The following is a 13,734-nucleotide window of genomic DNA, read 5'->3' as shown; positions in this document are numbered from 1 at the left end:
AGGGGCCGGAACCGCCGCTGCGAAAGCCGCACACTTCGCGGACGCTGCAAGGGGGAATGCCGCCCTGGATGTCTGGCTGCGGCGGCTGTACACCGCCCCGGGCACCGGGGAACTCACCGCGATGGATTCCCGCGCCAGATTCTTCCCGCCCGGGCTGCGCCGCTTCATCCAGGTCCGTGACCATACCTGCCGCACCCCCTACTGCGACGCCCCGATCCGGCACCACGACCACATCGTCCCCTGGCACCGCGGCGGAACCACCAGCCACGGCAACGGCGCCGGACTCTGCGAAGCCTGCAACCACACCAAAGAAGCACCCGGCTGGCGGGCAGAACCACGCCCCGGACCCGGCGATCCACGGCCCGGTGACGCCGGTCGACGAAGGCACACCCTCGACATCCAAACGCCCACCGGCCACAGCTACCGCTCAACTGCACCGCCACAGCCGGGCACGCCACTCACCGCTGGCGCGGCGCTGCACAGCGCGGCGTGGACCTCGGGCCGCCGACGCAAGCGCGAACGACTGCACCAAGCCAAGACCCTCAAACGCGCACGGCTGAATAAGGCACGCCCTAAGACCACGCTTGCCGCTTAATAGGCATGCCGAGCCAGGCACGAGTGCATCCCTGCCAAGGCGAAGTGGCGGGCGAGAAAGGAACCGCCCAGTTCGCATCCGCGGGTGGCACCCAGTGATGTCTCGAAACCCTAGCGTTTCGAGACGCAGCGGTTTCGAGACAGAAAGTTCCTTCGCCACGCACCAGGTGGGGTGGCTTTCATGGCCGGCCTGTGCCGTTAACTTCAACCGTCCTGGACAGCCGCCACGGAGGGCCCGGGCCAGCTCCGACGCCCGTAAACCGGTCCTCCATTGGGCGCACACCACCGCCGAAACGACCCGCTCCGTTGCTACAGGTAGTCTCCGGCTCGTTCGCGGGCGATCTCCAGCAGGGTGGAGTGGAATGCGACTTCAGCCGGGGCGTAGACCTTGTCTTGTCGTTGGGCCAGTAATACGCGCCGTAAGGGTGCGTCGGGGCCGAGGCTGATGACCCTGACGTCGGGGTGTTGGAGGGCGACGGCGGTTTTCGGCACCATGGCCACGCCCATCCCGACACTCACCATGGCCTGGGCTTCCTGGTAGTCGTTGGCCAGGAAGCCAATCGTGGGTTCGAAGCCGGCCTCGTGGGCGGAGCGCTGCAGCACTTCCACCACGGGGTGGGCCTCGGCCCGCACTATCCACGATTCCTTGCGGAGCTCTTCCATCCGGATCTCATCGCGGCCGGCAAGTGGGTGCCCGCGGGATACCAAGAGGACGGTGCTTTCCTGGAAGACTTCCGTTATGCGGATTGAATCGTCCTGAAAGCGGTTCCAGGGGTAGTCCCACAGCAGGCACAGGCCGGTAACTCCAGACTGCAGGTCTGTCACGAGGTCATCGAAGCGTGCGCTTCGCACGGAGAGGCCAATGGCTGGGTACCTCTTTTTGAAGGCCCGGATAACAACCGGCAGGAATGACCCAGCGAGAGTCGGAAATGTTCCGATGGTCAGGGAGCCGCGTTTGAGGCCGGCGATTTGATCCAGGTCGGACTGTGCTGCCCGCATTTGCCCGACGATCTTCCGGGCGTGGCCGGCGAGCACCTGTCCTGCCTCGGTGGGCACCACCCCGCGGGAGCGGCGGTTGAGGAGAGGCTGGCCAACTTCCTGCTCGAGCTTGCGCAGCTGCTGGGAGACTGCTGACGGCGTGTACATCATCAGTTCGGCCGCAGCAGTGATCGATCCCTGCTCGACGACCTCGACCAGCAACGCCAACCGGCGAATATCGAATAAATCCTGACTCTCATCGTTAAGCAATGGTTCACCCTTCTGTGCAACAAGTTCATTCTATGCACGCGCCGCTTCGCTCCCGGAAAGTCAGTGGTCTTTCCAGGCACGCGGACCCTGATTTTTGATGGCGGACCCCTTCAGGGTAGCTGATTTAAGCGTTTCTACATCCTGCCTCACAAATCCGACATTGTCTTCATTTGTGATGTGCCTCAATCTCGAATCAGGCCCTTGAACACACTTGGGCAGCAGAGAAGCAAGGAACTGACCATGAAGATCGAAGCGGAATGGATGCGCGGAGGCACCAGCAAATGCTGGGTCTTTGAAAGCGGGCAGTTCGGTGAGACTGAAACCAGCCCGGACGTGCTGCTTCCCCGGCTGTTCGGCAGTCCCGACCACAGGCAGATCGATGGTGTTGGCGGGGCGACTTCAACGACCAGCAAAGCGATGATCCTTAGCCGTCCCGTCGGCGAGGATGTCGACGTTGAGTTCACCTTCGCCCAGGTGGGGATTGAAGAGGCCGCAGTGGATTGGGGCAGCAATTGCGGCAACTGCTCGGCTGTGGTCGGTCTGTACGCCATCGAGAAGGGCTGGGTGGTCCCGACCGGTGACGTCACCCGGATCGTTACCCGCAACACCAACACCGGCCAGATCATCATCCAGCGGGTGTCCACGCCGTCCGGTGCCCTGCCGATCGTCCCGCAGGCAGAGATGCCGGGTGTCCCGTTCCCCGGATACCGGGTGGGGCTGGGCTTCCAGGACCCTGCCGGCAAAACCACCGGCAAGTTGCTTCCCACCGGATCAGCCTCAGACAGGATCACCGCCGGCGGAACGCGCTGGACTGTCTCCATGGTCGACGCCGGAGCACCGGTAGTGATTCTCCGTGCCGATGACCTTGGCCTTGACCCGGAGCGCTACGACAGCTGGCTCGCCGGGGTGGAGCTGCAACTGGAAACCCTGGAACACATCCGTCGCCAGGCCGCAGTGCGTATGGGGCTGGCAGCGACCACGAGCGAAGCGGCCCGCGCCGTCCCCAAGGTCGCCATCGTGGCTTCGCCGGCCCAGTCCGACCCGGACAGCGACGTCAGCGTCATGATGCTCTCGATGGGCAAGCCCCACCCGGCATTGGCCATTACCGGCAGCATCGCCCTGACCCTCGCCGCCCGCACCCCGGGCACCGTGCTTAACGCCATCACCGGCGACACGATTCACCCCACCCTGCGGCTGCGCACACCGGCCGGGGTTATCGAAACCTGGAGCGAGGAACGGGACGGATCGCTGCTCGTCGGCGTCGACCGAACAGCCCGCACTCTCGCGACCACCGTCATCCACCTCCCCGAGGCCCTCGGCAGCACCGTCGACGCCTCCCTCGCCAGCGCCACTCAATGAGGAGACAGCATCATGACTAAGACCGCAGAACAAACTGCACCCGTAGATAGCGACACAAGCGCCGCCCGCTCCCAGCGTCCCACCCGTCGGCGCCGTATCCTGCTGATGACGGTAGCCGCCGCCACTATCCTGGGTCTGGTCGCCCTCCTGTTCGGGGGTGTCCTCTTGAACCCCGCGGCCGCCTCGGAATCGGAGCCGACCATGACCGCCACCCAGATCATCCCGCTCGTCATCCTGGTCGTGATGTTCGTCGTCGCCACGAAATGGCCGCTGAACATCGGCATCATGGGGCTGGTGGCATCCTTCGGCGTCGGCTACTTCATGCTCGGAATGAGCGACAAGGAAATCCTTGAGGAGTTCCCGGCCAGCATCGTCCTGACGATCATCGGCGTCACCTACTTCTTCAGCATGGCCCAAAGAAACGGGACCATCGACATCATCGTTCAGACCTGCGTGCGCCTGGTCAGGGGCAAAACAGTGCTCCTCCCCTGGGTGTTCTTCCTCATGGCTGCCGCGCTGACCGCTCTGGGCACCTTCTCCCCGGCCGCCGTCGCACTGCTGGCACCGGCAGCCCTCGGACTTGCCTACGAGTCACGCATCCACCCGGTCCTCATGGGCGCCTTCGTCATCAACGGGGCCCACGCCGGCGGCTTCTCCCCGCTGTCCGTTGCGGGCGTGCTGGTGCACGACATCGCACTGAAAAACGGATTCCCCATCTCCCAAGGCGCGCTTTTCACGGCCAGCTTCGCCCTCAATCTCATCCTCTCAGCCCTGACCATCGTGCTGTTCGCCCTTTCGGGCAAGCTGCGCGACAACCACGCCAACGAGTACGCCGGTCTCGATACAACCCGCGTCGGACGTCCGAAGGGCCAACAGATCCTTACGCTGGCGTTGATCGCTGTGATTCTCGTGTGCACCCTGGGCTTCCACATGCCCATCGGATTCGTCGCCCTCTCGGCCGGCCTCCTCCTGGCATTCGTCAACATCAAGGAACACAAAACGTTCATCGGCGGCGTTTCTTGGTCCACGGTCCTGCTGGTGGCAGGCATGATCACCTATGTCTCCCTGCTCCAGCACGTCGGCGTCATCGATACCCTCGCCGAACAAGCCCTCGCACTCGGTGCACCACTCCTGATCGCCCTCGTCCTCTGCTACGTCATCGGCGTCGGATCAGCCTTCGCCTCCTCCACCGCCTTGCTGACCGCGTTCATCCCCCTGGCCGGCCCGCTGCTGGCCACCAGTTCACTCAGCGCCTCCGGAACCGTCGCAGCACTCGCCATCGCTGCCACCGTCGTGGACGTCTCCCCCTTCTCCACAGACGGCGCACTCGTCGTCGCCAACGCCCGCGAGAACGACCGCCAACGCGTCTACAAGCAGCTGATGATGTACGCCGGAGCAGTCGTCCTCGCAGCCCCCGCACTGGCCTGGGCCCTGCTCGTACCCACCGGCATCATGTGACCATCGCTCCCTGCGAACCCACGCAGGCATCTGCCTCAGCTAACAACATCAGACGATGACGGGACCACGGACCGCCGGATCCACGTCCGGCACGCGCACGGGATAACCCTGCCTCCAACGCAACAGGAAACCCGATAGACGGGCGCAGGCACGCCGGTACGCACCAAAGGCAGGGCAGCTTTCACAGCCGCCCTGCCTTTGGCTTTGCATCAATTCCGGCCAACAGCCACCCGCGTCCTGAGCAGCCGACACGGCGAGGGCGCAGACGTTAGCTCCCGGCGTACGCAAGCCGGTCGATCATCGTGCAGACAAACTTCAAACGTTCACCACGTCAGTGCCGAGACCCGGATCGGCATAGCCCGCTCGAGTAAATGCCCGGCAACGTGCCCCAACTGGCTATGGGCTATGCTCCCAACGCCTCACAACCTTGGGATACAAGGCGTCTCAACTGCCGAGTAGTCGCTTCCACTGCACACGTTCAATTTTCGGGGAATCCTGCAAGTTCCATTGCAACCGGGAAATTCTTGTAACTATGTCTCGCAACCTTCTGGTGAAATCGCGTGGTCATTGTTAGTTATGAGACACGCGACAGCAGGCAGTCGAAGGAGCTAATCGACGCAACGCGTTTCGACGCGATGACCTCTAAGGATGACGGTGTATCCGGGGCACGAGCTTCACGACGCCCAGCGAAGGCGCCGTGCACTTCTTCTCGCAGATGGGCCACGGGTTGACAGTGTGCAGTGAAAATGAGCCTTCCCACTTTGGTTCCAAGCACGTCCGGCAGAACGAGGGCCAGCCCGGGAAAGGCCCTGTCCAGCTGGCCCAGCAGTTGGTTTCTTCGTCGCGGTCCGGGCCAGTATTCTGCGGCTCCGATGCGCTGCCCACGCACTCAGCTCACCTATCACAACCTCACTTGCGGTGGCCGGGATACCGCGGCCCGTCAACACAGTTCCGTGATGGCTTCCAAATCCAAGGTATCGGTCTTGATGCGCCGGCGTCCCTGAACTCGGCGCTGCTCGGCCACGTGCGCTGGATTCAGCTCCAGCACGTGCCAGTCAAGCGGCCACCGAGCCGGCGACAGCTAATTAGAGCGAGAACCCCGTCCAGACCCCGGGCCGTCATCTCAAAGCTCACCGGGCCCAACAAGCGGTGCCGATCGGCGGCGGACACCGACAGTGCGACCATCCGCTTGCCGACATCCACAGCAACAACCACGGGTGAAACAGCAGCCACTCCGGTCTGAACAGACATAACAAAAACACCTCCGAAAGTGCCGGGAGGGCCCGCGGATCAGCCCCAGGTCCTCAACGGAATCTGTTACATCCCGTCGTGACATCTCCGGAGGTGTTTGGGAAGGACTGACTCAACTCATATCAGCCGTTGGTGATGTCGTTGCGGCGGGTCATGTACTCCTCCATGGAGATTTCACCGTTGCTGTACTGCTGGTCGAGTTCGGCCAGTTTCCGTGCGCGGAAACCCAGCGGGGCCGACGGCGGCGGGGGAGTCGAGGGGGCAACGCCACCCTGCGGGGACCCGGGCTGCTGCTGCTGTGGCTGGTTGGCGCGGTACTCGGGGCTGTCCTCGTAGGGCACGGGTCCCTGGTGGCCTGACGGATTGACGCCGGCGCCCGGGGCCGCCGGGTAGGGCGGGTATGCGTAAGGCTGGTCCAGCGGGGGAAGCTCCCGCCGGCCGCCGGCCGGCGGAAGGCCGAAGCCACCGCTGAGGTAGTCCTGCTGTGTGTAGCCGTCCCTGGGCCCGTTGTCCCGCCGGCCCGGATTAGGGCCACCGAACCGGCCATCAAACTGTCCGGAGAAGCCCTGCCCCTGATCCCGGCGCTGTACGGACCGCCGGTACATCCGCATCCCCACGGGAATCAGGAGCGACAGAATAATGATCCAGAAAAACAAGTTGTTCACAGCGGAGGGCCTCTCATGAGTGTTATTCCAGCTTAGTCCTCTCCGGATCGCCTGTTCCGGAGCGGTCTGCGGACCGAAGGGAAGTTGGCATGCCAAGAAACTCCCCGTACCGCGCTACGGCTTGGTCAAGTGCCCGGTCCATCGCGTCTTCGGATCCGGCGAGCGCCGTGGACAGGCGGACGTCGAGCTCGCAGCTCGGCCCGGCCGACCCCGTCCGTAACAGCCAATGCCGCCACGAACCCGCCATGCGTCCATTCAGAAGAACCACGTGCATGGGAGCGTCGTTGAGTGGAAATACTGGCGCCGTTCCGCCGAAGTAATGGCGCGAAACCGAGTACCCCATGATGTATTCGTCGTAGCACTGCACGATATCTATCTGCGGCGATCGACTGCCAGGCGATTGAGAGTCCGGCGCCCGGAAATGGAAGGTGACGCCGTCCACGGTCGAAGTCTCCAGCGCGCCGGGGTCGGCTTCGAGCCCCACCGCCAGCCCCAGCCGCACGTCGGCCATCGTCAGGCCGGACCAGTCGGCACAGTCCTTTACCGTGGCGGGGCCGCGGCTCCGGAAGTACCGCATTGCCAGCTTGGCCAAGGATTCCTCCTTGGACAGGGCGGGAATACCGTATGGCACCGCCTGGACGCGTTCGTCGAAGGCCGCGTAGGTCTGCCTGAGGGCGCCCCCGGCGCTGCGCACCGGCACTCCGCTGGCGAGGACACCGCTTACTTCGGCGTGCATGATCAGGTAGGCCAAGCCGAGCCCCTTGGCGGCAAAACCCGCGCGCTGCAGTTCGGTCGCCAGCTGCTCCCGCGTCCGGTGTACGCCGTCCGCCACCGCCGCAGCCAGCACTGCGGCGCTCTTTGCCGCAACCTCGGAATCGATCCCGGTCCTCCGGTACGTCCCCGCATTGGCCTGGTGCAGGCGCGGCGCGGACAGTGCCCGCAGCCACGGCAGGTCATCCCGGTGCACGAAATGCCAGGTGGGCCGCAGGATGTGCGTCCGGAGAATCCTCCCGTCGGCGACTGCCTGCTCCACGTCGTCCGCGGTGGCGCCCGCGGTCCGCTGGGCCAGGGACCACCGGGCATAAGGAAATTCCTGGGCCTGGACGGCGAGCAGGTTCTTCAGCGCGTCGTCCGCCGTGGCCGCCACGGGAGCACGGAGCTGCTGGCTTCCCAGCCGGATCCGCACCACGTCATCCGGTTCCATCTCCGCCGTCGCTCCTTACCCTCCGGCCCCTGCTACTGCCGGACCGCGTCCTCCGAGCCCAAGGGTCCCTCGCCGGAACCCAGGGGAACGCCGGGGCCGAACACCGGTCCCGGCGTGGGACGCTTCGGGGCGATGCCGTCGCCGGAGGACCGGCGGCGCAGGCGCCGGACCACCCAAGGCACGAAGTACTCCCGGGCCCAGACGAGGTCCTCGGTGCGGGCCTCGCGCCAGCTGCGCGGAGGCAGCGGCTTGGGTGCCAGCGGTTCAAGGGTGTGCTGGACGTTCAGGGACTCGAGCACCATCGCCGCAATGGTGTGGTGGCCCAGGGGCGAGAAGTGCAGGCGGTCCTCATCCCACATCTGCGGGTCCTTCAGCTGCCGGAGGGACCACATGTCGGCGATGATGGCGTCATGCCGGGCGGCTATGGTGCGGAGGTTTTCGTTGTAGATGGCCACCTTGCTGCGGACCCGGCCCAGCACGGACGATCCGGTGTCGGGACCGTTGAACAGGACCACCGTGGCGCCGCTCAATGTCAGGATCTGCACGACGGGGTCGAGCCGTTCGGCCAGGGCATCGGGGTCCCCGCCGGGGCGGATGAGGTCGTTGCCGCCGGCGGAGAGCGTCACGAGGTCCGGTTTGAGGGCCAGGCACGGGGCGAGCTGCCGGTCGATGACCTGCTGGAGCAGCCTGCCCCGAACGGCCAGGTTGGCGTAGGCGAAGTCATCATGGCCGCGCCCCAGTTCCTCCGCCACGCGGTCCGCCCAGCCCCGGTAGCCGCCCGGGCTGCTCGGTTCGGGATCGCCGATTCCTTCGGTGAAGGAGTCTCCCATGGCGACATAGCGGCTCCACGGGTGGCGGCCGGGAGGCCCTTGGGGATTCTGCATCGGTTCGGCTCCGCTCACCTTCACATCCTGCCTTGTCCCTGCCAAGCTACGCCACCGTAAGTTGTTACCGGCGGGTAACTGTAAGAATGGAGCCATGACTTTCGCCGACTCCTTTCCTGCCCCCGTCGTTCTGTGGTCCAAGCCCGAGGAAGCACGGGCCGGCAAGCCCCTGCTCGTCCTGCTGCACGGCTACGGTGCGAACGAGCAGGACCTCCTCAGCCTGGCGGAGATGCTCCCGGACGACTTCGCCGTGGCTTCGGTCCGTGCCCCCATCGCCATGGGTCCGGGCTTTTCCTGGTTCCCGCTGACAGGCACGGCCGACTATTCCCTCGACGCCGTCAAGGCCGCATCCGGATACGTCCTCGACTGGCTAGACACGGTCAAGGAAGACCACCCGTCGGTCACGCTCCTGGGCTTCTCCATGGGCATGGCCATGGCCACCACGCTGCTGCGGCAGCGCCCCGCGGACTTCGCCGCCGTCGTCGGGCTTTCAGGCTTTGTGGTCAATGCGGGCGCCGACGGCGAGTTCCGTGACGCCGAGCTGGACGGCACCGTGCCCTTCTTCTGGGGCCGGGACCAGCAGGACCCGGTCATCACGCCGGACAAGATCGAATACACGATGGGGTGGGTCCGCAATCACGTGAAGCTGACCAAGGTCCTCTACGCAGGGATGTGGCACGGCATCAATGCCCAGGAAATCGGCCACGTGTCTGAGTTCCTTACGCACGAGGTGCTCAGCAAGTAGGCCTGCGCCGGCCACTGTGAGCCGGCGCAGCCCTCAACCCCCGTGCCGCCGCGTTATGCCGCGGGCGCGCTGACCCGGACGGTCTGGCCGTTGACGGTGACCGTGTCGCCGTCGTGAAGCTGCCGGCCGCGGCGGTCGTCGATCTCGCCGTTGACCTTGACCAGGCCGTTCTTGATCAGCTCCGCGGCCTCTACTCCGTCCTCCACGAGGTTGGCGAGCTTCAGGAGCTGGCCCAGACGGATCATGGCGTCGCGGATGGGGATGTCTTCGATTTCCTGGTTGCTCATACCAGTAATGATGCCTGACGTAAGGTGAATCCAATGACCCATGCACCCCGGCTTCCGCTTGCCGCGGGCCTTCCAATGGCCGTGGCCGCCGGCCTGGCCATCCCGGTCCAGGGACGGATCAACGGAGCCCTTGGTGTCCGCCTCGGAGACGGCATCGCCGCCGCCGTGGTCAGTTTCAGCACCGGCCTGGTCCTGATGATCCTTGTGTCCCTGATCCTGCCGCGCGGACGGGCCGGGCTCGGCAGGATCCTGCCGGCCCTGCGCGAACGGCGCTTCCCGCCCTATTACGCCCTGGCCGGAGGGATCGGCGCGTTGTTCGTCTTCGCACAGTCCTTCACGATCGGCCTGCTGGGGGTCGCGCTGTTCACCGTGTCCACAGTCACCGGGCAGACGGTCAGCGGGCTGCTGGTGGACAGGCTGGGAACCGGCCCGGGGGGCAAGAAAGCTGTGACGGGCATCCGCGTCATCGGCTGCGTCCTCACCATCGCCGCGGTGACCTGGGCTGTGTCGCCGCGTTTTGGTGCTTCCGGCGGCGGGGCGGGAGGCCCCGGGGCGGGTTCCGCAGGCGACCCCGCCCAGCTCATACTGCTGGTGCTCCTTCCCGTGTTGGCAGGGTTCCTGATGAGCTTCCAGCAGGCGATGAACGGGACTGCCACCGTGCACTACGGCACCCCCATCGCTGCAACCCTGGTGAACTTCATCGCCGGCGCCTGCGTGCTGTGGGCGGCCTGGCTCGTCAAGCTGGCGGTCGCCGGTGCGGGCAACCCGCTGCCGGGGGAGTGGTGGTATTACTTTGGCGGCCCCATGGGATGCGTCTTCATCGGACTCGGGGCTCTGCTGGTGCGCAGCCTCGGGGTGCTGGTGACGGGGCTCGGCATGATCGCCGGCCAGCTCCTGGGCTCACTGGGCCTTGATCTGCTGGTTCCCGCCCCCGGCACCGTGGTGGAAGTGCCCACGGTGCTCGGGACGCTGCTAACGCTGGCGGCCATCGTCGTCGCCACCCTGCCCTGGCCGCGGGGCGCCTTTCGGAGGTAGCTCCCGGTAGGCTAGGACACGCAGCTTTCTGCACATTCTTCCCTTCGCATACCCCCGCCCGGCAACCAGCCGGGGTTCCGGGGACAGAAACCGCGGACCGCACCCAGCGGCCCTGTAGAAATTGGAGTTCCCATGGCAGCAAAATCCGTCCTCGACCAGGTCATCTCCCTCTCCAAGCGGAGGGGCTTCGTTTTCCAGGCCGGCGAGATCTACGGAGGCTCGCGCTCCGCCTGGGACTACGGCCCCCTCGGTGCCGAGCTGAAGGAAAACATCAAGCGCCAGTGGTGGCAGTCCGTGGTGCGCGGCCGCGAGGACGTGGTTGGCCTGGATTCCTCCGTGATCCTGCCGCGCCAGGTCTGGGAAGCGTCCGGCCACGTCGACGTCTTCTCCGACCCGCTGGTTGAGTGCCTCTCCTGCCACAAGCGCTACCGCGCCGACCACCTCGAGGAAGAGTACGAGGAGAAGAAGGGCCGTCCGGCCGAAAACGGCCTCAAGGACATCGCCTGCGCCAACTGCGGCACCCGCGGCGAATGGACCGAACCGCACGAGTTCTCCGGGCTCCTGAAGACGTTCCTCGGCCCGGTGGCCAGCGAAGAGGGCCTGCACTACCTGCGCCCCGAGACGGCCCAGGGCATCTTCGTGAACTTCAACAACGTGCTGACCACGTCCCGCAAGAAGCCACCGTTCGGCATCGGCCAGATCGGCAAGTCCTTCCGCAACGAGATCACGCCCGGAAACTTCATCTTCCGCACCCGCGAGTTCGAGCAGATGGAGATGGAATTCTTCGTCGAGCCCGGCACGGACGAGGAATGGCACCAGTACTGGATGAAGGAGCGCATGGACTGGTACACCGGCCTGGGCATCCGCGAGGAGAACCTCCGCTTCTTCGAGCACCCGCTGGACAAGCTCAGCCACTACTCCAAGGGCACCACGGACATCGAGTACCGCTTCGGCTTCCAGGGCTCCGAATGGGGCGAGCTCGAAGGCATCGCCAACCGCACGGACTTCGACCTCACCACGCACGCGAAGGCATCGGGCACTGACCTGAGCTACTTCAACCAGGCCACCAACGAGCGCTACACGCCCTACGTGATCGAGCCCGCCGCAGGCCTGACCCGCTCGTTCATGGCCTTCCTGATCGATGCCTACACCGAGGACGAGGCCCCCAACGCCAAGGGCGGCGTGGACGTCCGCACCGTGCTCAAGCTGGACCCGCGGCTCGCACCGGTCAAGGCCGCTGTGCTTCCGCTCAGCCGCAACGAGGACCTCTCCCCGAAGGCCAAGGCCCTCGGCACCCAGCTCCGCAAGAACTGGAACATCGATTTCGACGACGCCGGCGCCATCGGCCGCCGTTACCGCCGCCAGGACGAAATCGGTACCCCGTTCTGCATTACCGTGGACTTCGACACCCTCGACGACCAGGCCGTCACCATCCGCGAGCGCGACACCATGAGCCAGGAACGCGTCTCCCTGGACAAGGTGGAGGGCTACCTGGCCGCACGGCTGATCGGCGCCTAGCCGTGGCGATCCAGTACCGTGAATGGCGCGAGGGCGACGACCTCGCGCTGCTGGAAATCTGGGGAGACCCGGAAACCGTCCAGGCCGGGCAGTTCCGCGGAACGCTGGCGCCGTCCGGCAACTCTCCCTGGCGGCGCTGCGTCGTGGCCGAGGACGTTGTTGACGGCGTCGCCATCCCCGTGGCCGCGGGAGTGGTCCACGAGGCATCCCTGCACCCGGAACGCCTCTGGGCCTACATCGAGGTGGCACGGGACCACCGCCGCTCCGGCGTCGGGTCCACCCTGCTGGCCATGCTCCGGCGCGAGGCCGAAGGGTCGCCGTCGGGCGTTTCCAAGCTGCGCTGCAAGGTGGAGCCGGGCACTCCCGGTGCGGCGTTCGCGGAGGCGGCCGGACTGGCCTCCATCCAGCGCTCGCAGCTCGTGGTGGTGGAGCCGGCACCCCTGAAGCTCCCCGTCTTCGGGGACGGTTCCGAGGAAGCGGCATCGGAGCGCATCGAGGATCTGGCCACCGGTTCAGTGGAGCTCTCCGACGTGGTGGGCAGGTACTACACGTCCGTGCACGGCTGGGACAGCCCCGGCGACCTGAGCGTGGCCACGGTGCAGCGGCTGTTCCTGGACGACCTCAGCGGCGCCCACGGCGCGATCGTGCTGCGGGCCCCGAAGGCCAGCGCCTTCGGCCAGGGCGTGCCGGCGTCGAAGAAGGGCCGGCTGCAGGCGTTCGCCGTCAGCTACGCGCAGGGCAGCTCGGACCATCCCTCGGACGTGTTCCTCGGCCATGAGCCCGAGCTGGGCGCGGACGAGGCACGGGCCGCGGTCCGCGATCTCCTGGCCCTCATCGCGTACCAGTACCCGGTCCTGATGGAGCTGGACGACTCCATGACGGCGGTGCGCGCCGTCGTCGAACCCCTGATGGAATCCGGCAAGGCCCGGCGTCAGGGATCCGAGACGTTCGTCGTAGCCGACCCGGCCTAGCGATTAACCAAAGCCGACCCGCAGTAGTCCCGTTTCGAACGGCGACTACTGCGGGTCAGTCTGGTTAAGGGACTAGTCCGAAAATGAGGTGGGGTGCGTTCTTTGGCGCGTGGGGGTGCGCGGGAGACGCGGGAATGCCTCCTGTGGATGGACAAGTATTGGGTTAGGCGGCTGGGGTCAGTGTGACGGTGTAGCCGAGGGCTTCGAGTTGGCGGATGTGGTTGCGTTTCCTGGCGTCGGGGTTGGTGCGCCGTTTGTAGTGCTCGGGTCCGAGGTCATGGAACCGGGCTTTGGGGTCCTGCAGGAGGTGCCAGATGATGACGAGGATGGAACGCCCGACGGCGACGATGGCCCGTGTTTTTCCCCTCCGCCTGGCCAGCCGCCGGTAGCGTTCGCCTAGGAATGTCTGGGTTCTTCCGACGATGACGGCGGCCTCGCCCAGGACCCGGGCCAGATACCGGTTGCCGTGCCCGCTCGAGGCGTTGCCCTTGGTCTTGCCCGCTGAGGAGCTGATG

12 protein-coding genes and 1 pseudogene are annotated in these 13,734 nt (G+C 65.8%); 7 read left to right on the top strand and 6 right to left on the bottom strand.

Translation table 11 applies throughout. The features are described from left to right. The coding region (locus J7I89_RS23935) for an HNH endonuclease (protein WP_214975697.1) at window positions 1-595 on the top strand (595 nt) is incomplete at its 5' end. Between the two features lie 308 nt (window positions 596-903). On the opposite strand, the gene J7I89_RS23930 is transcribed toward J7I89_RS23935, so the two are convergent. Further along, the gene (locus J7I89_RS23930) at window positions 904-1,842 is read right to left on the bottom strand and encodes a LysR family transcriptional regulator (protein WP_214975695.1); all 939 of its coding nucleotides are present in this window, start codon (window positions 1,840-1,842) and stop codon (window positions 904-906) included. Window positions 1,843-2,082: 240 nt separating this feature from the next. Between J7I89_RS23930 and J7I89_RS23925 the strand changes: the two genes are divergently transcribed. Continuing rightward, on the top strand, window positions 2,083-3,201 hold the full coding sequence (locus J7I89_RS23925; protein WP_214975693.1) for a PrpF domain-containing protein: 1,119 nt from the start codon (window positions 2,083-2,085) through the stop codon (window positions 3,199-3,201). Window positions 3,202-3,213: 12 nt separating this feature from the next. Next, the gene (locus J7I89_RS23920) at window positions 3,214-4,659 is read left to right on the top strand and encodes an SLC13 family permease (protein ID WP_214975691.1); all 1,446 of its coding nucleotides are present in this window, start codon (window positions 3,214-3,216) and stop codon (window positions 4,657-4,659) included. Between the two features lie 1,373 nt (window positions 4,660-6,032). Here J7I89_RS23920 and J7I89_RS23915 read toward each other — a convergent pair. From J7I89_RS23915 to J7I89_RS23905, 3 genes are read right to left on the bottom strand one after another with little or no spacing between them, the layout of a single operon-like run. Next, window positions 6,033-6,575 (bottom strand): hypothetical protein, encoded by a 543-nt coding sequence (locus J7I89_RS23915; protein ID WP_214975689.1) that lies wholly within the window; start codon window positions 6,573-6,575, stop codon window positions 6,033-6,035. A 22-nt stretch (window positions 6,576-6,597) separates the two neighbouring features. Continuing rightward, a complete protein-coding gene (locus J7I89_RS23910; protein ID WP_214975687.1) occupies window positions 6,598-7,779 on the bottom strand; it encodes a winged helix DNA-binding domain-containing protein in 1,182 nt (393 codons plus the stop codon). A gap of 32 nt (window positions 7,780-7,811) precedes the next feature. Continuing rightward, the gene (locus J7I89_RS23905) at window positions 7,812-8,663 is read right to left on the bottom strand and encodes an SGNH/GDSL hydrolase family protein (protein WP_214975699.1); all 852 of its coding nucleotides are present in this window, start codon (window positions 8,661-8,663) and stop codon (window positions 7,812-7,814) included. Between the two features lie 94 nt (window positions 8,664-8,757). Between J7I89_RS23905 and J7I89_RS23900 the strand changes: the two genes are divergently transcribed. Then, entirely contained in the window at window positions 8,758-9,408 is a 651-nt protein-coding gene (locus J7I89_RS23900; RefSeq protein WP_214975685.1) for an alpha/beta hydrolase, read from the top strand. A gap of 53 nt (window positions 9,409-9,461) precedes the next feature. On the opposite strand, the gene J7I89_RS23895 is transcribed toward J7I89_RS23900, so the two are convergent. After that, the gene (locus tag J7I89_RS23895; RefSeq protein WP_214975683.1) at window positions 9,462-9,695 is read right to left on the bottom strand and encodes an RNA-binding S4 domain-containing protein; all 234 of its coding nucleotides are present in this window, start codon (window positions 9,693-9,695) and stop codon (window positions 9,462-9,464) included. A gap of 33 nt (window positions 9,696-9,728) precedes the next feature. Here J7I89_RS23895 and J7I89_RS23890 point away from each other — a divergent pair, with 33 nt between their 5' ends. From J7I89_RS23890 to J7I89_RS23880, 3 genes are all read left to right on the top strand, one after another. Beyond that, window positions 9,729-10,730, top strand: a complete 1,002-nt coding sequence (locus J7I89_RS23890; protein ID WP_214975681.1) for a DMT family transporter — start codon at window positions 9,729-9,731, stop codon at window positions 10,728-10,730. Window positions 10,731-10,862: 132 nt separating this feature from the next. Continuing rightward, a complete protein-coding gene (locus J7I89_RS23885) occupies window positions 10,863-12,248 on the top strand; it encodes a glycine--tRNA ligase (protein WP_056629479.1) in 1,386 nt (461 codons plus the stop codon). Between the two features lie 2 nt (window positions 12,249-12,250). Then, window positions 12,251-13,219: a GNAT family N-acetyltransferase gene (locus tag J7I89_RS23880; RefSeq protein ID WP_214975679.1), complete on the top strand. Its 969-nt coding sequence runs from the start codon at window positions 12,251-12,253 to the stop codon at window positions 13,217-13,219. Window positions 13,220-13,382: 163 nt separating this feature from the next. Here J7I89_RS23880 and J7I89_RS23875 read toward each other — a convergent pair. Next, window positions 13,383-13,734, bottom strand: a pseudogene (locus J7I89_RS23875) (IS110 family transposase); the annotation flags it as partial.

Origin of the sequence: Arthrobacter sp. ISL-5 (assembly GCF_018613835.1) — a bacterium.
Classification (GTDB): Bacteria; Actinomycetota; Actinomycetes; order Actinomycetales; family Micrococcaceae; genus Arthrobacter.
This window is presented reverse-complemented; position numbering and strand designations above follow the sequence as displayed.

What these genes read in the sequence shown, in the direction of transcription:
- J7I89_RS23890 (WP_214975681.1), top strand. Translation starts at nt 9,729, where the DNA reads ATGACCCATGCACCCCGGCTTCCGCTTGCCGCGGGCCTTCCAATGGCC.
- J7I89_RS23900 (WP_214975685.1), top strand. Translation starts at nt 8,758, where the DNA reads ATGACTTTCGCCGACTCCTTTCCTGCCCCCGTCGTTCTGTGGTCCAAG.
- J7I89_RS23905 (WP_214975699.1), bottom strand. Translation starts at nt 8,663, where the DNA reads ATGCAGAATCCCCAAGGGCCTCCCGGCCGCCACCCGTGGAGCCGCTAT.
- J7I89_RS23895 (WP_214975683.1), bottom strand. Translation starts at nt 9,695, where the DNA reads ATGAGCAACCAGGAAATCGAAGACATCCCCATCCGCGACGCCATGATC.
- J7I89_RS23910 (WP_214975687.1), bottom strand. Translation starts at nt 7,779, where the DNA reads ATGGAACCGGATGACGTGGTGCGGATCCGGCTGGGAAGCCAGCAGCTC.
- J7I89_RS23885 (WP_056629479.1), top strand. Translation starts at nt 10,863, where the DNA reads ATGGCAGCAAAATCCGTCCTCGACCAGGTCATCTCCCTCTCCAAGCGG.
- J7I89_RS23925 (WP_214975693.1), top strand. Translation starts at nt 2,083, where the DNA reads ATGAAGATCGAAGCGGAATGGATGCGCGGAGGCACCAGCAAATGCTGG.
- J7I89_RS23920 (WP_214975691.1), top strand. Translation starts at nt 3,214, where the DNA reads ATGACTAAGACCGCAGAACAAACTGCACCCGTAGATAGCGACACAAGC.